The organism is Streptomyces sp. NPDC031418 (genome assembly GCF_055581605.1).
Window position 1 is genome coordinate 39,873 of the sequence record NZ_JBVIJC010000018.1, and the last position, 17,618, is coordinate 57,490.

At 74.0% G+C, this 17,618-nt stretch carries 18 protein-coding genes and 1 pseudogene; 8 read left to right on the forward strand and 11 right to left on the reverse strand.

From position 1 onward, the window contains the following. Positions 1-538: 538 nt before the first annotated feature. Genes ACZ5CZ_RS25785 through ACZ5CZ_RS25795 form a run of 3 tightly spaced genes read left to right on the forward strand, consistent with a single transcriptional unit; the run spans position 539 to position 3,620 of the window. Complete coding sequence (locus ACZ5CZ_RS25785) at positions 539-1,411, forward strand: ABC transporter ATP-binding protein (protein WP_385845516.1); 873 nt, start codon at positions 539-541, stop codon at positions 1,409-1,411. Next, positions 1,408-2,937, forward strand: coding sequence for an ABC transporter permease (locus ACZ5CZ_RS25790; protein WP_468946348.1), 1,530 nt, complete (start codon positions 1,408-1,410; stop codon positions 2,935-2,937). The genes ACZ5CZ_RS25785 and ACZ5CZ_RS25790 overlap by 4 nt, the downstream gene beginning before the upstream one ends. Next, positions 2,925-3,620 carry an ABC transporter gene (locus ACZ5CZ_RS25795; RefSeq protein ID WP_468946351.1) on the forward strand — a complete coding sequence of 232 codons (696 nt, stop codon included), beginning with the start codon at positions 2,925-2,927 and terminating at the stop codon, positions 3,618-3,620. The genes ACZ5CZ_RS25790 and ACZ5CZ_RS25795 overlap by 13 nt, the downstream gene beginning before the upstream one ends. Here ACZ5CZ_RS25795 and mshD read toward each other — a convergent pair. The 3 genes and pseudogenes from mshD to ACZ5CZ_RS25810 form a co-directional block, all read right to left on the reverse strand. Then, the gene (gene mshD, locus ACZ5CZ_RS25800; RefSeq protein WP_468946354.1) at positions 3,577-4,503 is read right to left on the reverse strand and encodes a mycothiol synthase; all 927 of its coding nucleotides are present in this window, start codon (positions 4,501-4,503) and stop codon (positions 3,577-3,579) included. The two genes, ACZ5CZ_RS25795 and mshD, sit on opposite strands and share 44 nt — an antisense overlap. Positions 4,504-4,623: 120 nt before the next feature. Next, a pseudogene (locus tag ACZ5CZ_RS25805) lies at positions 4,624-5,592 on the reverse strand (pectinesterase family protein); the annotation flags it as partial. A gap of 190 nt (positions 5,593-5,782) precedes the next feature. Then, complete coding sequence (locus tag ACZ5CZ_RS25810; RefSeq protein WP_468946357.1) at positions 5,783-6,658, reverse strand: NmrA/HSCARG family protein; 876 nt, start codon at positions 6,656-6,658, stop codon at positions 5,783-5,785. 160 nt (positions 6,659-6,818) lie between these two features. On the opposite strand from ACZ5CZ_RS25810, the gene ACZ5CZ_RS25815 reads away from it, so the two are divergent. Continuing rightward, a complete protein-coding gene (locus tag ACZ5CZ_RS25815) occupies positions 6,819-7,322 on the forward strand; it encodes a MarR family winged helix-turn-helix transcriptional regulator (protein WP_468946360.1) in 504 nt (167 codons plus the stop codon). Positions 7,323-7,331: 9 nt separating this feature from the next. On the opposite strand, the gene ACZ5CZ_RS25820 is transcribed toward ACZ5CZ_RS25815, so the two are convergent. From ACZ5CZ_RS25820 to ACZ5CZ_RS25845, 6 genes are all read right to left on the reverse strand, one after another. Then, positions 7,332-8,780 (reverse strand): HAMP domain-containing sensor histidine kinase, encoded by a 1,449-nt coding sequence (locus tag ACZ5CZ_RS25820; RefSeq protein WP_385845523.1) that lies wholly within the window; start codon positions 8,778-8,780, stop codon positions 7,332-7,334. Next, positions 8,777-9,511 carry a response regulator transcription factor gene (locus ACZ5CZ_RS25825; protein WP_385845524.1) on the reverse strand — a complete coding sequence of 245 codons (735 nt, stop codon included), beginning with the start codon at positions 9,509-9,511 and terminating at the stop codon, positions 8,777-8,779. The genes ACZ5CZ_RS25820 and ACZ5CZ_RS25825 overlap by 4 nt, the downstream gene beginning before the upstream one ends. Positions 9,512-9,593: 82 nt before the next feature. Beyond that, positions 9,594-9,848 carry a hypothetical protein gene (locus ACZ5CZ_RS25830; RefSeq protein WP_385845525.1) on the reverse strand — a complete coding sequence of 85 codons (255 nt, stop codon included), beginning with the start codon at positions 9,846-9,848 and terminating at the stop codon, positions 9,594-9,596. A 29-nt stretch (positions 9,849-9,877) separates the two neighbouring features. After that, positions 9,878-10,894: a S1C family serine protease gene (locus ACZ5CZ_RS25835; protein ID WP_385845526.1), complete on the reverse strand. Its 1,017-nt coding sequence runs from the start codon at positions 10,892-10,894 to the stop codon at positions 9,878-9,880. Positions 10,895-11,012: 118 nt separating this feature from the next. After that, positions 11,013-12,038 carry a LacI family DNA-binding transcriptional regulator gene (locus ACZ5CZ_RS25840; protein ID WP_385845527.1) on the reverse strand — a complete coding sequence of 342 codons (1,026 nt, stop codon included), beginning with the start codon at positions 12,036-12,038 and terminating at the stop codon, positions 11,013-11,015. A 96-nt stretch (positions 12,039-12,134) separates the two neighbouring features. Further along, positions 12,135-12,914, reverse strand: a complete 780-nt coding sequence (locus ACZ5CZ_RS25845; protein ID WP_385845528.1) for a response regulator transcription factor — start codon at positions 12,912-12,914, stop codon at positions 12,135-12,137. A 194-nt stretch (positions 12,915-13,108) separates the two neighbouring features. Here ACZ5CZ_RS25845 and ACZ5CZ_RS25850 point away from each other — a divergent pair, with 194 nt between their 5' ends. The 3 genes from ACZ5CZ_RS25850 to ACZ5CZ_RS25860 are packed head-to-tail and all read left to right on the forward strand — an operon-like array spanning position 13,109 to position 15,447. Next, complete coding sequence (locus tag ACZ5CZ_RS25850) at positions 13,109-13,960, forward strand: alpha/beta hydrolase (RefSeq protein WP_468946368.1); 852 nt, start codon at positions 13,109-13,111, stop codon at positions 13,958-13,960. 46 nt (positions 13,961-14,006) lie between these two features. Further along, the gene (locus tag ACZ5CZ_RS25855) at positions 14,007-14,261 is read left to right on the forward strand and encodes a MoaD/ThiS family protein (RefSeq protein WP_385845530.1); all 255 of its coding nucleotides are present in this window, start codon (positions 14,007-14,009) and stop codon (positions 14,259-14,261) included. 4 nt (positions 14,262-14,265) lie between these two features. Continuing rightward, positions 14,266-15,447 (forward strand): hypothetical protein, encoded by a 1,182-nt coding sequence (locus ACZ5CZ_RS25860; protein ID WP_468946372.1) that lies wholly within the window; start codon positions 14,266-14,268, stop codon positions 15,445-15,447. Between the two features lie 8 nt (positions 15,448-15,455). Here ACZ5CZ_RS25860 and ACZ5CZ_RS25865 read toward each other — a convergent pair whose 3' ends face one another. Then, complete coding sequence (locus tag ACZ5CZ_RS25865) at positions 15,456-15,947, reverse strand: DUF3515 family protein (RefSeq protein ID WP_468946375.1); 492 nt, start codon at positions 15,945-15,947, stop codon at positions 15,456-15,458. A 117-nt stretch (positions 15,948-16,064) separates the two neighbouring features. Between ACZ5CZ_RS25865 and ACZ5CZ_RS25870 the strand changes: the two genes are divergently transcribed. Beyond that, positions 16,065-16,637 carry a TlpA family protein disulfide reductase gene (locus ACZ5CZ_RS25870; protein ID WP_468946377.1) on the forward strand — a complete coding sequence of 191 codons (573 nt, stop codon included), beginning with the start codon at positions 16,065-16,067 and terminating at the stop codon, positions 16,635-16,637. Positions 16,638-16,643: 6 nt separating this feature from the next. On the opposite strand, the gene ACZ5CZ_RS25875 is transcribed toward ACZ5CZ_RS25870, so the two are convergent. Continuing rightward, positions 16,644-17,615 (reverse strand): ArsR family transcriptional regulator, encoded by a 972-nt coding sequence (locus ACZ5CZ_RS25875; protein ID WP_468946380.1) that lies wholly within the window; start codon positions 17,613-17,615, stop codon positions 16,644-16,646. Positions 17,616-17,618: the final 3 nt, after the last annotated feature.

The following is a 17,618-nucleotide window of genomic DNA, read 5'->3' on the forward strand; positions in this document are numbered from 1 at the left end:
AGCCCGCCGTACCTCGCTGCCGACCGTTTCGACCGCTCGGTCCTCGCACACGGGGGTTCCGAGTGACGGGGGTGGCGGCCGGGCGGGTTCCGGTGCGGGTGCGGTGCGCCCTTGCCGGGGTCGCCGGGCCCGTGCGGGTGCCGTGTGCCCTTGCCGGGGTCGCCGGGCCCGTCCGGGTGCCGTGTGCCCTTGCCGGGTCCGCCAAGCCCGCCGTACCTCGCTGCCGACCGTTTCGACCGCTCGGTCCTCGCACACGGGGGTTCCGAGTGACGGGGGTGGCGGCCGGGCGGGTTCCGGTGGGGGTGCGGTGCGCCCTCGCCGGGAACGCCGGGCCCGTGCGGGTGTCGTGCGCCCTCGCCGGGAACGCCGGGCCCGTGCGGGTGTCGTGCGCCCTCGCCAGGTCCGCTGGGCCCGTGCAGGCGCCGTGCGCTCTCGCCGGGGTCGCCGGGCCCGTCCGGGTGCCGTGCGCTCTCGCCGGGCCGCCGTGCCCCGCTCATGACCGTTTCGACCGTTCCGCCTGTACCCACGGGGGTTCCGTATGACCGACTCCGATCTGATCACCGTCTCCGCCTCCGGGCTGGAGCTGCGCTACGGCGCCGTCCGCGCCCTCGACGACGTCGCGCTGCGGCTGCGGCCGGGCGTCACCGGGCTGCTCGGTCCCAACGGGGCCGGGAAGACCACCCTGTTGCGGGTGCTCGCCACCGCCGTACCGGCCGACCGGGGCGCCTTCACGGTGCTCGGCCACGACCCGGCCACCGCCCGCGGCCGGCAGGACGTGCGGCGCGTGCTCGGCTATCTGCCGCAGACGCCCGGCTTCCACCCGGACTTCACTCCGTTCGAGTTCGTGGACTACGTCGCGATCCTGAAGGAGATGACCGACCGTGCCGCCCGGCACCAGGAGGTGCGGCGCGTCCTGGCGGAGGTCGACCTCGGCGACGTACGCGGCAAGCGCATCAAGAAGCTGTCCGGCGGCATGCGGCAGCGGGTCGCGCTGGCCGCCGCGCTCGTCGGCGACCCGGGGTTCCTGGTGCTGGACGAGCCGACCGTCGGCCTCGACCCCGAACAGCGCATGCGGTTCAGGGAGTTGATCGCATCCGCCGGTGAGGGCCGGACCGTGCTGCTGTCCACCCACCAGACCGAGGACGTGGCGATGCTCTGCCACCGCGTGCTGGTCATGGCCGGCGGACGCATCCGCTTCGACGGCACCCCCGCCGAGCTGACCGCACGGGCCGCCGGACGGGTGTGGAGCAGCACCGAGCGCGACCCCGGCGCGAAGGCCGGCTGGCGCACCGGTACGGGCGCCTTCCGCAACGTCGGCCGTCCGCCCGAGGGCGCCGACCTGCTCGAACCCACCCTGGAGGACGGCTATCTGCTCACCCTCGACGGCGACCGCGCGGAGGTGACGGCATGACCACCGCCCTCACCCGCAACGCCGCCCCGGCCACCGCCGTACGCACCGGGAACCGCGGCTCGTGGGCGGCCGTCGCCGCCCTCGCCCGCTTCGAGGGCCGCAGGCTGCTGCTGCGCGTCCCCGTCCTCGTCGTCCTCGCCGCCTGCGCGGCCTGGATCGGCTGGCACACCACCCGGCCCGGGGACGACTACCCGGTCCTCCAGGACGCCGACCGCGCCACCCAGGGCGGCGGGCTGTTCGTCGGCCTCGTGGTGCTGGTGTGCGCCAACCACGCCGTGCTGCGCTCCCGGCGCCGGGACACCGAACGCCACTTCGCCGTGCTGGTGCTGCCGCCCGGCCACCGCACGGCCGCGCACGCGCTGTCCGTCGTACCGGTGGCGCTGGTCACCGCGGTGGGCGTGGCCGTCCAGTTCGGCTGGGAGGCGCTCAAGCCGGGTGCGGTGGGCCGGGGTTCGGTGGCCGAGCTGCTGGTCGCGCCGCTGGTGGTGCTGCTGTTCGGGGCGGCCGGGGTGCTGCTGGCCCGGCTGCTGCCGTTCACCGCCGTCGCACCGATGCTGGTCGTGGTGTTCTTCCTGCTGTTCGTCGGCGCCGCCTTCCCCTTCGGCGGGGAACGGGGGGCCGCCTGGCTGCTGCCGGTGGTCTCCACGTCCGGCGTGCATCCCTTCCCCTCCGCCCTGCTGGCCCGTCCGGCCGGCTGGCACGCCCTGTATCTCGCCGGGTTCGCGCTGACGCTGACGCTGGCCGCGGTGCTGGTCGCCGGCGGCCGGGCGTGGGCCGTACGGGGGGCGTTCGCCCTCGCGCTGGCCGCGACCGTGCTCGGCGGGGTGGTGCAGGCCGGGCCGCTGCCCGACGCGACGACCGCCGCCCGGGCGCGGGCCTCGCTCACCCCGGAGGCCGACCAGACCTGTGTACGACGGGGACCGTCCTCCTACTGCGCCTTCCCCGAGTGGACGCCCCGCGTCGCGGACTGGGCGCGGATCGTGGACCGGGTGCAGGCTCTCGCGGGCGGCGACGCGCACGGCCGGCCGCTGCTGGTACGACAGCGGCTGGAGGCGCGCTACGGCCTCGACGTGGACTCGGCGCTCGCCCCCGCGACCCGCCGCCACCAGGTGACCGTGGGCACCGCCTGGGGCGGCAACCGGGTCCCGGAGTTCTCCACGGCCGTGGCCGGGGTGCTGGTCGCGGGCGACGAGCGGGCGGCGAGCCGGCTGTGCGACGGGCGGATGGTCACCGTGATGTGGCTGTCCCTGGCCTGGCAGTCCGACCCGGAGACCGAACTGCGGCACGTACGGCTGGACGACAGCCTCTCCGGCGACGCGGTCGTGCTCTCCCGGACCGAGCCGCTGCGCATGACGGGCGCCCAGACCAAGGTGGTGCGGGCGCTGTTCCACCGGCCGCTGTACAGCGTGGCGGCGCGGATGAAGGCCCACTGGGACGAGCTGACCGCCCCCGGCGTCTCCACGTCCGAGGCGGCGCGGCTGCTGGGTGCGAAGGTGACGGTGGGGGCGGACCGATGCGGCACGTGACGAAGCTGCGGGACGGCCTGGGGGCGTTGGGGGCGGCGGTGTGGCGGATGTTGCCCTGGCGGGCGCTCGGGACCGCCGCGGTGACCGGGCTGGTGCCCCTCGCGGTCGCCCGGTTGGACGCCGGCAGGCCCGGTCCCCTCGCCGCGCTGCTCATGCTGCGCTGTGCCGCCCTCGCGCTCGCCCTGGGCGTCGGCTTCCTGCTGGACGACCCCGCCCGGCACACCACGGCCGCGGTCCCGGTCGGCCGGGGTGTCCGTGCCGTGCTGCGGGCCGCGCTGGCGGTGCCCTTCCTGGCGCTGTGCTGGACGGCCGCGCTGCTGCTGGTCCCCGGCCCGGTCCGGCCGCCGTACGGGGGCGTCACCCTGGAGGCGGCCGCCGCCTGCGCCCTCGGGCTGGCCGCGGCCACGGTCGCCGGCCGCCTGACCGACGAGCCGGAACCCGGCCGCCGGGTGGTGGCGGCCCTGCTCACCACCGCCCTGCTCGCGCCCTTCCTGCTGCCCCACAGCTGGGGCCTGTTCACCACCCCGGCCGACCCGGGGTGGGCCGGGGCGCACCAGCGCTGGGCGTGGCTGCTGGCGGGCGCGCTGGCGGTGGGCGCGGTGGCGCTCAGGGAGCCGCTGCGGCGCCGGGCCGGGGCGCTCAGGTCTCGGTGCGGTACATCAGGTCGGTCTCGTACGTCGTGAAGCCCAGCCGTTCGTACACCGACACGGCCGCCTTGTTGTCGGCGTCGACGTAGAGCATCGCGGTCGGCAGGCCCCGGTCGGCCAGGTGGCGCAGGCCGATCGTGGTGAGCGCCTTGCCGAGGCCGCCGCCCTGCTCACCGGGGCGCACACCGACGACGTACACCTCGCCGAGCTGCTCCGCCGCGTGCACCTTGGTCCAGTGGAAGCCGATCAGCTCCCCGTCCCGCTCGGCGAGGAAGAACCCGGCCGGGTCGAACCACGGCTCGGCCTTGCGGTCGTCGAGGTCCCGCTGGGTGAGCGAGCCCTGTTCGGGGTGGTGGGCGAAGGCGGCCGCGTTGACCGCGAGCCAGGCCGCGTCGTCCTTGCCGGGCACGAAGGCGCGCACGGTCACGCCCGCGGGCAGCACCGGGTCGGGCAGCTCCAGGTCCGCCAACCGGAGCCGCATCTGGCGCAGTTCGCGGAACAGGGTGAGGCCGAGCACCTGTGCGAGATGCCGGGCGGCGGCGTGCCCGCCGTGCGCCCACACCCGCAGCCGCTTGCCGGACGCGGCGAGCAGCGCGGTGCCGAGCGCCCGGCCGTGCCCGTGGCCGCGCTGTCCCGGGTGGACGACCAGCTCGGCGGCCGGTGCCTCCACCGGGTCGGTGTCCTCCAGCTGGGCGTAGCCGACGAGTTCGCCGTCGACGCTCAGCAGCAGGTGCGCGACGCCCTCGCGGGCACCCCCGCGCAGTTGCAGCCGGCCCTGCTCGGACACCGGCTGCTGGCCGTCGACCCGCGCGGCCTCGGCGATCAGCCCGAGCACGGCCTCGGCCTGGTCCGGGGTGAGCGCGGTGTAGGTCTCGATGGAGCGGGAGGGGAAGGCACGTACGGTGTCGTCGCTGCTCATGGGTACGAGGGTAGTCGGCCGGGCCCGGGGCGTGACCGAACACCGCGAAGCGGCCGGGGAGTCGAGCGGGCCCCCGGCCGCTGCGCGCCGCCGCGGCGGACGCCTCAGGAAGCGGGTGCCTCAGGAAGCCGACGGCGTCCAGCCGCCCAGCCAGTCCGCGATCTCCTGGCCGGCCGCCTGGGCGTCCGTCAGCTGGGGGCGGTCGGGGCTCGCCGGGCCGGAGCCCGCGCCGGTGTTCCGGTACTCGGCGAAGCGGGCGTTCTTCCAGGAGAAGCCGCTCATGTCGGTCCACGGGGTGGTCTTGATCGCGGCGCTCAGCGAGGTGTCGCGGACCGTGGTCTGCGGGATGAGGGAGGCGTCGCCGCCGGCGTGCCAGGGGCGGCCCAGGGAGAAGCTGCGGTCGGAGACGTCGCCGGTCACCGCGGAGTCGGCGATGAGGAAGCCCTTGCGGTCCGCGGCGGTGGACGGCGCGGTGACGAAGCCGGCCGAGGAGCCGTCCCACCGCTTCTTCAGGGTGATCACCGACCTGTCGATCACCGCGGTGGCCCGGCCGAAGACGAAGTCGACGTTGCCGACGACGGAGGAGTTGGTCATGTAGACGCGGCCGAGCCGCTCCTTGGCCGCGGTGTCCAGCAGCAGGGTGTCCTGGTCGCCGCTGACGACGATCCCGTCCAGGAGGACCCGGTCGGCGGCGGTGCGCAGGGCCACCGCCTGCTGGGCGATGTCCTGGTGGGCGCGTTCGTCGAAGTCGTTGGCGACGGTGAGGTTGCGGGCCTGGAAGTCGTCGGCCTCCACGGCGACGGTGGCGCTGCCGCCGGTGCCGTAGGTCCCGGACCCGTCCGGCTTCCGCGTGCCGGCCGCGTTGTTGTAGACGATCACGGTGTCCTTACGGCTGCCGCCGGTGCCCTGGATCGTGAGGTGCGGCTTGTTCGCGGGGACCTTCACCGTCTCCCGGTAGGTGCCCGGAGCGACCTTGATCACCACCCGGGAGGGGTTGTTCGCGGGTACGGCGTCCACGGCGGCCTGCACGGTCCGGTACTGGCCGGAGCCGTCCTGGGCGACGGTGAGCGTGGTGGCTGCCGCCGCGGCGGAGGCCTGCTGGGGAAGGGCGCCGAGCAGGCCCCAGGCGAGGGCGCTGCCGAGGACGGCGGCGAGAGGCGCGAGCGCCTTGCTGCTTCCGGTGCTGTTGCTGGTGCGGGTGGGCTGGGACGGCATGGCCACTCCGGTCGGTCGGGGGTGTGGTGCCCCCGGGTCGCCACCGGACAGGGGAAGGTTGCCGCTAGCCGCCGAGCAGTTCCGGCCAGTTCGCGCCCGCGGCCCACTCGGTGAAGGTGTGCCAGCCGACCTCGGGATAGGTGCGGCGCAGCGCCGCGGTGTCCACGTCGAGGCCGGGGTCGGCGAAGTAGGCGAACATGGCCGCCAGGTCGGCGGAGTGGCTCCGGACGTACTCCAGGGGCACCTCGTGGTGGGTGATCGGGCGGCCGGTGGCGGTGGTGAGGGCGGCGGCGATCTGCGCGGGTGTGCACATGTCGGAGGCGAGGTCGATCCGGCGGCCGGTGAACTCCGCGCGGCGGTGCAGGACCAGTGCGGCGAACGCGCCGATGTCGGCGGCGGCGACGAGGGCGAACGGGCGGTCGGTGGGCAGGGGCCAGCCGAAGGTGTTCTCGCGCAGCCCTTCGAGGGTCCAGCCGCCGGCGTAGTTGTCCATGAACGCGGCCGGGGCGATCACCGTCCAGGGCAGTCCGGAGGCGGCCAGGTGCTGCTCGATCAGCTGCTTGCTGTCGTAGTGCGGGACGCCGGTGCCGCGGTCGGCGTGCGCGGCGGAGGTGAGGACGACATGGCCGAGGCGGGCGGACGCGGCGGCGTCGACGAGCGTACGGCCCTGCCGCACCTCGGTGTCGGTGTCGGCGCCGAAGGGGGTGGTGACCGCGAAGAGCGCGCCGGCGTCGGCGAGGGCCGTGTCGAGGGAGCCGCGGTCGTCGAAGTCGGCGTACCGGACCTCGGCGCCCAGGCTCCGCAGGGCCGCGGCGGCGGGGGAGCCGGGGGTGCGGGTCAGCGCGCGGACGGGCCGGCCGTCGGCCAGCAGGGCGCGGGCGGTGGCGCCGCCCTGGACTCCGGTGGCGCCGGTCACGGCGACGGGGGCGGTGCTGGACATGGGTGTGCCTCCGAAGGGGTCGGGGTAGGATCGGCAGCAGTTAGCTGCGTGGCGCATTTACTGCGTCGCGCAGCAGACTAACGGAGATTGCTGCGCGGCGCAGTGAATTGACCGGCGCAGTGAATGGATCGGCCGGGCGACCGGCCGCGGGAGGTGGCCCATGACCGACAAGCCGGACAAGCCGACCGACGACGGGCAGCGGGACCGGCTGCTCGAGGAACTCGGCACGGAATCCCGCCGCTATCTCGCGGCCTACGTCCTGTTCAACCAGGCCGTCGCCGACCACCTCGGCCTGCACCCCACCGACGTGCAGTGCCTGAGCCTGCTGACGGCCGAACCGGAACCGCTCACCGTCCGCCGGATCGCCGACCTGACCGGTCTCACCACCGGCTCGGCCACCCGCCTGGTGGACCGGCTGGAACGCAGCGGCTATGTCGTCCGCACGCCCGACCCGCAGGACCGGCGCCGGGTCCTGGTCGCCCCGGTCCCGGACCGCCTCGCCCGCCTCGGCGCCCTCTGGGGCGACCTCAGGCAGCGCTGGCAGACCGTCTTCGACGACAACACCGCCGAGGAACTGGAAGTGATCATCCGGCACATGCGCCGCTCCAACGACGTCAGCCGCGCCCAGATCCGGTACCTGCGCGAGTTGCCGAAGGCGAACTGACCGCCGCCCTCACACCGTCTCCGGCGGCGGCACCGGGGCCCCGGGCAGCCGTACCGTCGCCACCGTGCCCGCGCCGTCCGCCGCGCGGGCCAGCGTGACCTCGCCGCCCGCCTGCCGGACCGTACGGGCCACGATGGACAGGCCGAGGCCGGAGCCGGGCAGGGCGCGGGCGCTGGGGGAGCGCCAGAAGCGGTCGAAGACGTGCGGGAGTTCGTCCTCGGGGATGCCGGGGCCGTGGTCGCGCACGGTCAGTACACCGTCGGCGAGCCGCACCTCGACCGTGCCGCCCTCGGGGCTGAACTTCACCGCGTTGTCCAGGATGTTGACGACCGCCCGCTCCAGCGCGGTGGGCTCCGCCCGGACGTACCAGGGCTCCAGGTCCGAGGTGATCGTCAGCTCCGGGCCGCGCAGCCGCGCCCGGCGCAGCGCGGCCTCGACGGTGTCCTGCAACGACACCACCTGCACCCGCTCCCCCCGCTGGCTCTCCGCGCGGGACAGTTCCTGGAGGTCGCCGATCAGCGAGGACAGCTCGGTCATCTGCGCCTTCACCGAGGCGAGCAGGGCCTTGCGGTCGGCCGGCGGGATCGGCCGGCCGGTCTCCTCGCTGCGGGTGAGCAGCTCGATGTTGGTCCGCAACGACGTGAGCGGCGTACGGAGTTCATGGCCGGCGTCGGCGATCAGCTGCTGCTGGAGGTCCCGGGAGCTGGCCAGGGAGGCGGTCATCGAGTTGAAGGACCGGGACAGCCGGGCCACCTCGTCCTCGCTGTCGTCCTCCACCGGGATGCGGATGGTCAGGTCCTCGGTCCGGGCCACGTGCTCGACGGCCTCGGTGAGCTTGTCGACGGGCCGCAGCCCGGCACGGGCCACGGCGAGACCGGCGGCGCCGGCGCCGACGACTCCTATGCCGGAGACGAGGAGCAGGACGAGGGCGAGGTCCTTGAGCGTCTTCTCGGTGTTCGCGAGCGGGACGGCGATGAGCACGCCCACATTGGGGCCGCGCCCGCCGCTCTCGGTCGCGGTGGGCCCGATGGCGCGGGTGAGCACACGCAGCACGTTGCCCTGCGCGTCGGTGCCGTTGCGGAAGTAGATCTTGCCGAGGTCCAGCGCCTTGATCTCGGCGCGGTCGGCCGGGGTGACCCTGATCCGGCCCGACGCGCCCCCGAAGAGGCAGACCCTGCCGTCCTCGGTGACCACCTGGGAGTACCGGTCCTTGAAGAACCCGGTCGAGGTCGGGGAGTCGGTGCAGTTCTGCAAGGTGAACTGGAGCTGGTCCAGCTGCGTGCTGCCGCGCAGCGACTTCTGGAGGTCGGCGTCCAGCTGGTCGTACAGCTTCCCCTGGACGATGAACCACGCCGTCATCGACACCGCCGCCACCGCGAACGCCACCGCCGCCGCGACCAGCATCGCCAGCCGGGCCCGGATCGGCAGCGCCCGGTAGCGGCGCAGCAGCCTCCTCACTCGGCCCCGCCCTGGCGCAGGACATAGCCCACGCCCCGCACGGTGTGCACCAGGCGCGGCTCGCCGCCCGCCTCGGTCTTGCGGCGCAGGTACATGACGTAGACGTCGAGGGAGTTGGAGGACGGCTCGAAGTCGAAGCCCCACACGGCCTTCAGGATCTGCTCGCGGGTGAGCACCTGGCGCGGATGTGCCATGAACATCTCCAGCAGGGTGAACTCGGTGCGGGTCAGTTCCACCGGGCGGCCGCCCCGGGTGACCTCCCGGGTGGCGAGGTCCATGCGCAGGTCGCCGAAGGTCAGCGCCTCGTCCTCCTGCGCCTCGGCGGACACGGCGGCCGCGTAGGAGCTGCGGCGCAGCAGCGCGCGGATGCGGGCGAAGAGTTCGTCCAGCTCGAAGGGTTTGACGAGGTAGTCGTCCGCGCCCGCGTCCAGGCCGGTCACCCGGTCGCCCACGGTGTCGCGGGCGGTGAGCATGAGGATCGGGGTGGTGTCGCCCGCGCCCCGGATGCGCCGGGCGGCGGTCAGGCCGTCCATGCGGGGCATCTGGATGTCGAGGACGACCAGGTCGGGCCGGTAGGCCTGGGCCTTCTCCAGGGCGTCCGCGCCGTCGACGGCGACCTCGGTGCCGTACCCCTCGAAGGCGAGGCTGCGCTGGAGCGCCTCGCGTACGGCCGGCTCGTCGTCGACGATCAGGATGCGCTGGGGGTCACGGTCGCCTTCGGCGGGGCTCATCGCTCGCGGTTCCTCAAGGGTGGTGGGCGGACGGATGCCTCTCAGCGTGCCATGGGCGCGGACGTGACGGCCCGGGCCAGGCTCAGGTCCGCACCACGCTCAGCCGGTTCAGCGGAACCTTGCGGCGGTGGGTGCGCACCGCCGGGGTGCGCAGGCCCATCAGCTGCGGCACGGCCGCCGGTACGACCTCGGGGGCGCGCTGCGCCGTCGGTACGGCCTCGGGGGTGCGCGGTGCGGGGATGGCCGGCGGGTGCAGCTCGTGTGCGATCGCCAGGGCCAGGGTGAGGGCGTCGGGGCCGGTGGCCGGCGCGCCGGTGTGCGAAATGTGCTTGATCATGACGTGCTCCCAGCCGACTCGTGGAGTCGTTAGCTCTGTGCGCCCGACCGCAGCTTGGCCAGGTCGGACGTGACCGTGTTGACGGGGATCGCGAAGCCGAGCCCGACGCTGCCCGCGTCCGAGGACGAGGAGGCCTGGGAACTCGACGAGTACATCGCGGAGTTGATGCCGATCACATGACCGCTCGCGTCGATCAGTGCGCCACCGGAGTTGCCGGGGTTGAGCGAGGCGTCGGTCTGGATGGCCTTGTAGGTGGTGGTGGAGGAGCCGGTGTCGCCGTTGAACTGGCGGCCGCCGAACTCGAACGGCCACTGGCCGTCGCCGCCCTGCCCCTGGCTCTGGCCCTGGCTCTCGTCGGTGGAGACGGTGACGTCCCGGTCGAGGGCGGAGACGATGCCGCTGGTGACGGTGCCGGTCAGGCCTTCGGGGGAGCCGATCGCGACGACCGTGTCCCCGACTCGGACCCCGCGGGAGTCGCCGAGGCTCGCGGCCTTCAGCCCGGAGGCGCCCCGGAGCTTGATCAGTGCGAGGTCCTTGGAGCTGTCGGTGCCGACGACGTCGGCGGTGTAGCTCCGGCCGTCGCTGGTGCGCACCCTGATCGACTGCGCGCCGGCGATGACGTGGTTGTTGGTGACGATCTCGCCGCCCGAGGTGATGACCACGCCGGAGCCGGTGGAGGTGCCGTTGTCCAGGGTGGCGTTGATCTCCACCACGCTCGGGCTGACGGCGGCGGCGATGGCGGCCACGTCCCCCCGCTTGCCGGTGGGCACCACGGTGGTGCTGGTACCGGCGGAGGCGACCGTGTCCGTGCCGGTCAGCTCCTGGAAGGCGTACGCCGTGCCGCCGCCCACCGCGGCCGCGACGATCGCGACCGCCGCGAGCAGGGCGAACGGTCCCCGGGTCCGCTTCCCGCGGTGCGGGCCGGGCGCGGTGGGCCCGTCCTCCGGCCGGTGCGGCGGCGGAGGCGGCCACTCGGGGTTCACCGGAGCGGAGTGAGAGGAGAAGGGGGAGTGGGACTGCTCGAAGGTGCCCTGGCTCTCGGTCATGACAGAAGCCTCCCCTGCGACCATGAGAGCTTCCTGAGTGCTCCCTGAGAAGCCCGGCAGAACCTTGTTTGTCCGATATAAAGACGGACCCCTGGGGGCCCTGCCGGGACGCGTTCGGCTACGACTCGCAGCCGCAGCTCGTCCGGACCACCAGCCGGGACGGGAACGTCTTCAGCCGCTCCCGCCGCGACCCGGGCACCCGCAGTCCGTCGTCCAGGACGAGGTCGACGGCCGCGCGGGCCATCGCCGAGCGGTCCGAGGCGACCGTGGTCAGCGGCGGGTCGGCGAGCGCGGCCTCCTTGATGTCGTCGAAGCCGGCCACCGCCAGCTCGCCCGGCACGTCGATGCGCAGCTCGCGCGCGGCCCGCAGCAGACCGATCGCCTGGTCGTCGGTGGAGCAGAAGATCGCCGGCGGCCGGCGCGGCCCGGCGAGCACCTCCAGGCCCACGCGGTAGGCGTCGTAGCGGTTGTACGGCGCCTCGAACAGCCGGCCCTCGGTGGACAGGCCCGCCTCGGCCATGGCCCGCTTCCAGCCCTCGACGTGGTCGGAGACCGGGTCGCCGACGGCCGGGGTCTCGGCGGTGCCGCCCAGACAGGCGACGTACTCGTGGCCGTGCTCCAGCAGATGGCGCACGGCGAGCTGGGCGCCGCCCAGGTCGTCCGTGACCACGGCGACGTCGTCGATGGCCTCCGGCCGCTCGTGCAGCAGCACCACCCGGGCGTCCCAGGCGTCGATCTCGGCGGCGGCCAGGTCGTTCAGGGCGTGCGAGACGAGGATGAGGCCCGAGACGCGCATGCCGAGGAAGGCGCGGAGGTAGTGGACCTCGCGTTCACCGATGTAGTCGGTGTTGCCGACGAGGACCATTTTTCCGCGCTCGGAGGCGGCCTGCTCGACCGCGTGCGCCATCTCGCCGAAGAACGGCTGACGGGCGTCCGGGATGATCAGGCCTATGAGGTCCGTGCGGCGCGAGGCCATCGCCTGGGCGACCCGGTCGGGCCGGTACCCCAGTTCCTTGATCGCGGCGAGGACACGCTCGCGCGTGGCCGGGGCGACCGGCCGGGGTCCGTTGTTGATGACATAACTGACGACGGCGGTGGAGGTTCCAGCCAGCCGTGCCACATCATCCCGAGTCACCTTGGCCACGCGCGGAGTCTACGCGGATTGACCCAGTTCGGGCAGGGTGTATCTCACGCCGGATGTGCGGAAGCAACGTCCGCACCGGCACCCTGCCACCCCGTCCTAGGCCTCCGCGTGGACCTCGGCGCCGCTGCGGACGGCGGATGCGTCCGCATCGTCGGCCTTTGCCCGTCCGGCCTTGGCCTTCGCCTCCTCGGCGGCCCGCTCCACCTTCTCCGGGGTAACGAATCGGTAACCCACGTTCCGGACCGTGCCGATCAGCGACTCGTGCTCCGGGCCGAGCTTGGCGCGCAGCCGTCGTACGTGCACATCCACCGTCCGGGTGCCGCCGAAGTAGTCATAGCCCCACACCTCCTGGAGCAGCTGGGCGCGGGTGAAGACCCGGCCCGGGTGCTGCGCGAGGTATTTCAGCAGCTCGAACTCCTTGAAGGTGAGGTCGAGGACCCGGCCCTTCAGCTTGGCGCTGTACGTCGCCTCGTCCACCGAGAGGTCACCGTTGCGGATCTCCATCGGGGAGTCGTCGTTGACGATCTGCTGGCGGCCCATGGCGAGCCGCAGCCGGGCCTCGACCTCGGCCGGACCCGCCGTGTCCAGCAGGACGTCGTCGATGCCCCAGTCGGCGGTGACGGCGGCGAGGCCGCCCTCGGTGACGACCAGGACCAGGGGGCAGCCGGGGCCGGTGGAACGCAGCAGCTGGCACAGGCTCCGGACCTGCGGCAGGTCGCGCCGGCCGTCGACGAGGATGACGTCGGCACCGGGGGTGTCGACGAGGGCGGGGCCCTCGGCCGGGGCCACCCGGACGTTGTGCAGCAGAAGTCCCAGTGCGGGCAGGACCTCCGTCGACGGCTGGAGGGCGTTGGTCAGGAGCAGCAGAGAACTCATACGTCTGGTTCCTCCTCGGTCCCTGCGAGGACGTGTGCGGACGGGCACTGCTCTGCGATCCCGAAGGCCCCGTACACCGGCGGTTCCCCCCAGCCTTCACCAGGGGTTTCCCACTTCGTATACAACGCTTCCGAAAGCACAAAAGGACCCGGGGGCTTCGCTGCCCGAGTCCTCTGCCCAGCAGAATAGCCCACATGAGCAACCGTCCGGCAGGTCATGTGGCGCGTTCCACCGTTCGTCCGAATGGCGAGACGGGCGGACGGGTCCCTATCCGGACGTATCTGACCACGGCCGATGGCATTGCGATCGATTCCGTATACAACCCGGGCCCGGTCGTATACGAAACCCCGCCGGACACCTCCGCTCCATCCCCCGATGGCCTGGCGTTCGTCGTCGCCCACGGCTTCACCGGGGACGTGGACCGCCCGCATGTGCGACGGGTGGCCGGCGTCCTCGCCCGGTACGGCGCGGTCGTGACCTTCTCCTTCCGCGGCCACGGCCGCTCCGGCGGCCGCTCCACGGTCGGCGACCGGGAGGTGCTGGACCTCGCCGCCGCCGTCGACCGGGCCCGCGCGCTCGGCCATCAGCGGGTGGTGAGCGTCGGCTTCTCCATGGGCGGCTCGGTGGTCCTGCGCCACGCGGCTCTGCACCCGGGTGCGGTCGACGCGGTGGTCTCGGTCAGCGCGCCCGCCCGCTGGTACTACCGGGGCACCGCCCCCATGCGCCGGTTGCACTGGCTGGTCACCCGCCCCGAGGGCCGGCTGGTCGGCCGCTACGGGCTGCGCACCCGCATCCACCACCGCGACTGGGACCCGGTGCCGCTGTCCCCGACCGAGGCGACCCGCCGGATCCCCCCGACCCCGCTGCTGATCGTGCACGGCGACCGCGACGGCTACTTCCCCCTCGACCACCCCCGCATGCTCGCCGAGGCGGCCGGGGAGCAGGGAGAACTCTGGATCGAGCCGGGCATGGGCCACGCCGAGCACGCAGCGGACGACACCCTGCTGACCCGGATCGGGGTCTGGGCCGTGGCGAAGGCGGGCTAGCCTGACAGCACTCTTATTTCTTTCTTGCCGTCGATTGAGGAACCAGATGCCCAAGGTCACGGTGCGCTACTGGGCCGCCGCCAAGGCCGCGGCCCGGGTCGCCGAGGAGCCGTACGAGGCGGAGACGCTCGCCGAAGCGCTCGCCGCCGTACGCGCCCACCACCCCGGCGAACTCACGCGCGTGCTCCAGCGATGCTCCTTCCTCGTCGACGGCGACCCCGTCGGGACCCGCTCGCACGAGTCGGTACGGCTGGCCGAGGGCGGCACGGTCGAGGTGCTCCCGCCGTTCGCAGGAGGGTGAGGCGATGAGCGACCAGCCGTATCAGGGCGGCCCGTACGAGGGCTACGACCCGTACCAGCAGCAGTGGCCGGGATCCCACGCGGCCCCCGGCTCCGGGTACGACCAGCAGCAGCCCGGCTACGACCCCCAGCTCACCCAGCAGTGGCAGGGCGAGACCTGGGACACCCGGACGCACGCCCCGCTCCAGATGCCGGCACAGGCGGCGGAGCCGGCGTACCAGCCGCAGCACCAGCAGTACGACTACGACTACGGCTACCAGCAGCAGCACTACACGGACCCCTACGCCCCGCAGCAGGCCCAGCCGGCCTGGGAACCGCAGCCGCAGCCGGAACCCCCGGCGCAACCGGAACCGGTGGCCGATGTGGCCGATGCCGCCGCCGCCGAGGGCGCCCCGACCTACGGCCCCGCCACCCTCGCCGGCAACACCCGGATCAAGGACAACCAGCGGGCGCGCCTGGAGGGCCGTTCGCCGATCATCGAGCCCGGTATGCAGCCGGCGGCGCTCACCGCGGTGCTCGGCCTGCTGCTGGCCGCCGCGGCGCCGGTCGCCTCCTACGCGCTCGTCGCCCCCCTGGTGATCCTCCAGGCGGTGACGGCGGCCGGCTGGTTCCGGCTGAACGGCATGTGGCCGGCCCGGCAGGGCATCGCGCTGGCCTTCCTGGGCGGCCTGGTCGCCGACGCGGCCGTCCTGCTGTCCGGGCGCGGCCACGCCCCCGCCGCGATCCTCGGCACCCTCGGCGTCTGGGTGCTGCTCTGCCTGGTCCTCCAGCTGCGCTCGCACGCGGACCCGGACGAGCGGATGTACGGCCTGATGGCGACCGTCGTCTCGGCGGCCCTCACCGTGGTCGCGACCGGCTACCTCGGCGCCGGGGCGCACGCGGTGTCGGTGGGCGCGGCCTCGGTCGCGGTCGCGGTCCTGGCCCGCGCCCTGCCGCTGCCCACCCCGGCGTCGGTGGTGGTCGCGCTGCTCGCCGCGGCCGGCGCGGGCATCGCGGCCGGCGACATGACCGGACTGGGCACGAAGGGCGCCCTGCTCGGCGCGGCGGCGGGCGCCTGCGCCCTGATCGGCCACCGGGTCGCGTCCTACGACTACCCCTCCCGCTTCGTCCACTTCACCGCGGGCGTGGCCCTGCCCCTGTCGGCGGCGGCACCGGTGGTGTGGGTACTGGGCCGGGCGCTGGGCTGAGGCCCGCGTCACTTGTCCAGGCAGTGATCGGCCTGGCGGATCGGGGTGACCAGGTCCGACAGGTCGACCAGGGCCGTGTCGGTCCGGCCGGTGGTGAAGAAGGCCACCTGGGTCGCGGGGGTGCGGCCGTAGGTGACGATCACCTTTCGGGAGGCCGTGGACTGCTTCTCGTCGATCACCCAGTCCACCCCGTTCACCGAGAAGCACGCGTCCTGCCGCGGCTGCGGGGGAGTCACTCCGCAGCGCAGGACGACGTCCCGGTCGCCCCACACCACCACTCCCCGCACCGCGCCGGCCCGGCGGTCCAGGTCGGCGAGGCGGCCGGGGGCCCGGTCGGTGAGGCTCCGGCAGGGTGCCGCACCGGCGAAGGGGCCCGGGGTCAGGCCCGCGTCGGCACGCCGGTCGTGGACGAGGTATGCGGTCGCGCAGGCCGCTGCGGCCAGCAGGGCGAGAGCGGTCAGCGCCAGGACGCTGCGGCGCGGGCGTAAGGACGACGGCACGGCTTCCCCCTCCGGATGTACCGAGTGCTCCGCCTCACCGTAGAGGGCCCGCTGCAACGGCTGCCCGCTCGGGGAGCAGAATGATCGGCACGGGTGCCAGGGAAAAAGGGGGAAGCCATGGTCGCCACCGGTGTCCGGCATGTGCTCGTCGCCGTTGCCGCCTGTCTGGTTCTCGCGGGTTGTTCGACGCCCGCGCCTCTCGGGGACACCAGCCCCGGGGATCCTCTGACCTCCACCTTCGCCGAGGGCAAGCGGCCGGCGGCGCCGGATCTGACCGGGCCGGCCCTGGACGGGCACACCGTGCGCCTCTCCGACTACCGGGGGAAGGTCGTGCTGGTCAACGCGTGGGCGTCCTGGTGCGGGCCGTGCCGCGCGGAGGCCGGGGAACTGCGCAGGATCGAGCAGCGGTGGGCGGGCCGCGGTGTTCAGATCCTCGGGCTGAACCGGGACGACGGGGTCGCCGCCGCGCTCGCCTTCCAGCGCGCGCACGGGCTGTCGTACCCCTCGATCCACGACCCCTCCGGGAGGCAGGCCCTGCGGCTGCCGCGCGGCCTGGTGCCCCAGTCCCTCCCGTACACGCTGGTCGTCGACCCCTCCGGGCACATCGCCGCCTCCCGCCTGGGAGAGGTGACCGAGGAGGAGATGGACAAGGTCATCGCCGCTGTGGCCCCGGGGAGGAGCAGGGCCTAGCCGTGCTCAGGGCCGGTCCGCGCTGCCCGTCAGCAGGGTGCCGAGGGCGGTGCGTTCGTGCCGGACCGCGCGGCCGGCGCGGACCGTGTCGATCAGGCCCGCGGCGCGCAGCGCGGCCGCGTGGGTGGAGGCCGCGCCCAGGCTGATGCCGAGGTGGCCGGCGAGTTCGCTGGTGCTCAGGGGATAGCCGAGGAGGCGCAGGGTCTGCGCCCGGGTGGTGCCGAGGACCGGCGCGAGCACGTCCTCGCCGACGGCCGAGGGCATCAGCGGGATGCCCGGACCGGCCGGGTAGACCACCAGCAGCGGCTCCTGCGCCCGCTCGGCGACCAGCGGCGCACCGGTCCAGTGGAAGGTGGGCAGCAGCACCAGGCCACGGCCGGCGGACGTCACCTGCCGCCGGTAGGGCGCGTCGATCTCCCAGGAGCCGTCGGCCGGCCGGGACCCCGGACAGAGCCGGGTCAGCGCGCCGACGACCCCGTGCTCGGCGGTGTTGAGGGCGTACCGGGCGTACTCGGCGGAGTGCAGGGCCGCCACCCGGGGCCAGGACGCGTCGAGTACGGCCCGGTAGGCGTCCTGGAACCCCTGGCAGACCAGTTCCCGGCAACCGGGGTCGCCCTGGGCCAGGTCGCGCACCCAGCGGGGCACCGGCCCCTGCCCCTCCTGCCGCGCCCACGCCCCTTCGAGGCAGACGCGCAACTGGCCGGCGGGTACGGCCCGCACCGCGTCCAGGGCGCTCGGCAGGTCCGGGCTGACCGGGTCCAGGAGGGCCGGGCCGCGGTACGGCGTGAGCAGGTCCCGCAGCGGGCGGGTGGAGGCGGGCAGCCGCTGCCGCATCCCGCGCCGCCAGCGGCCGAACGTCTGCTCCGAGTCCGGGCGCCGCAGCATCATCAGCGCGAGTTTGAGTTCGACCAGCGGTGCCGGCTGCGGTACGAACCGGATCCGTGCGAGGTCCTCTCCGGACAACTCGATGCGCAGCATGCC

Coding starts and splice junctions, on each gene's coding strand:
- ACZ5CZ_RS25835 (WP_385845526.1), bottom strand. CDS start 10,894: ATGACCGAGAGCCAGGGCACCTTCGAGCAGTCCCACTCCCCCTTCTCC.
- ACZ5CZ_RS25795 (WP_468946351.1), top strand. CDS start 2,925: ATGCGGCACGTGACGAAGCTGCGGGACGGCCTGGGGGCGTTGGGGGCG.
- ACZ5CZ_RS25790 (WP_468946348.1), top strand. CDS start 1,408: ATGACCACCGCCCTCACCCGCAACGCCGCCCCGGCCACCGCCGTACGC.
- ACZ5CZ_RS25815 (WP_468946360.1), top strand. CDS start 6,819: ATGACCGACAAGCCGGACAAGCCGACCGACGACGGGCAGCGGGACCGG.
- ACZ5CZ_RS25860 (WP_468946372.1), top strand. CDS start 14,266: ATGAGCGACCAGCCGTATCAGGGCGGCCCGTACGAGGGCTACGACCCG.
- ACZ5CZ_RS25870 (WP_468946377.1), top strand. CDS start 16,065: ATGGTCGCCACCGGTGTCCGGCATGTGCTCGTCGCCGTTGCCGCCTGT.
- mshD (WP_468946354.1), bottom strand. CDS start 4,503: ATGAGCAGCGACGACACCGTACGTGCCTTCCCCTCCCGCTCCATCGAG.
- ACZ5CZ_RS25810 (WP_468946357.1), bottom strand. CDS start 6,658: ATGTCCAGCACCGCCCCCGTCGCCGTGACCGGCGCCACCGGAGTCCAG.
- ACZ5CZ_RS25855 (WP_385845530.1), top strand. CDS start 14,007: ATGCCCAAGGTCACGGTGCGCTACTGGGCCGCCGCCAAGGCCGCGGCC.
- ACZ5CZ_RS25825 (WP_385845524.1), bottom strand. CDS start 9,511: ATGAGCCCCGCCGAAGGCGACCGTGACCCCCAGCGCATCCTGATCGTC.
- ACZ5CZ_RS25850 (WP_468946368.1), top strand. CDS start 13,109: ATGAGCAACCGTCCGGCAGGTCATGTGGCGCGTTCCACCGTTCGTCCG.
- ACZ5CZ_RS25845 (WP_385845528.1), bottom strand. CDS start 12,914: ATGAGTTCTCTGCTGCTCCTGACCAACGCCCTCCAGCCGTCGACGGAG.
- ACZ5CZ_RS25830 (WP_385845525.1), bottom strand. CDS start 9,848: ATGATCAAGCACATTTCGCACACCGGCGCGCCGGCCACCGGCCCCGAC.
- ACZ5CZ_RS25875 (WP_468946380.1), bottom strand. CDS start 17,615: ATGCTGCGCATCGAGTTGTCCGGAGAGGACCTCGCACGGATCCGGTTC.
- ACZ5CZ_RS25785 (WP_385845516.1), top strand. CDS start 539: ATGACCGACTCCGATCTGATCACCGTCTCCGCCTCCGGGCTGGAGCTG.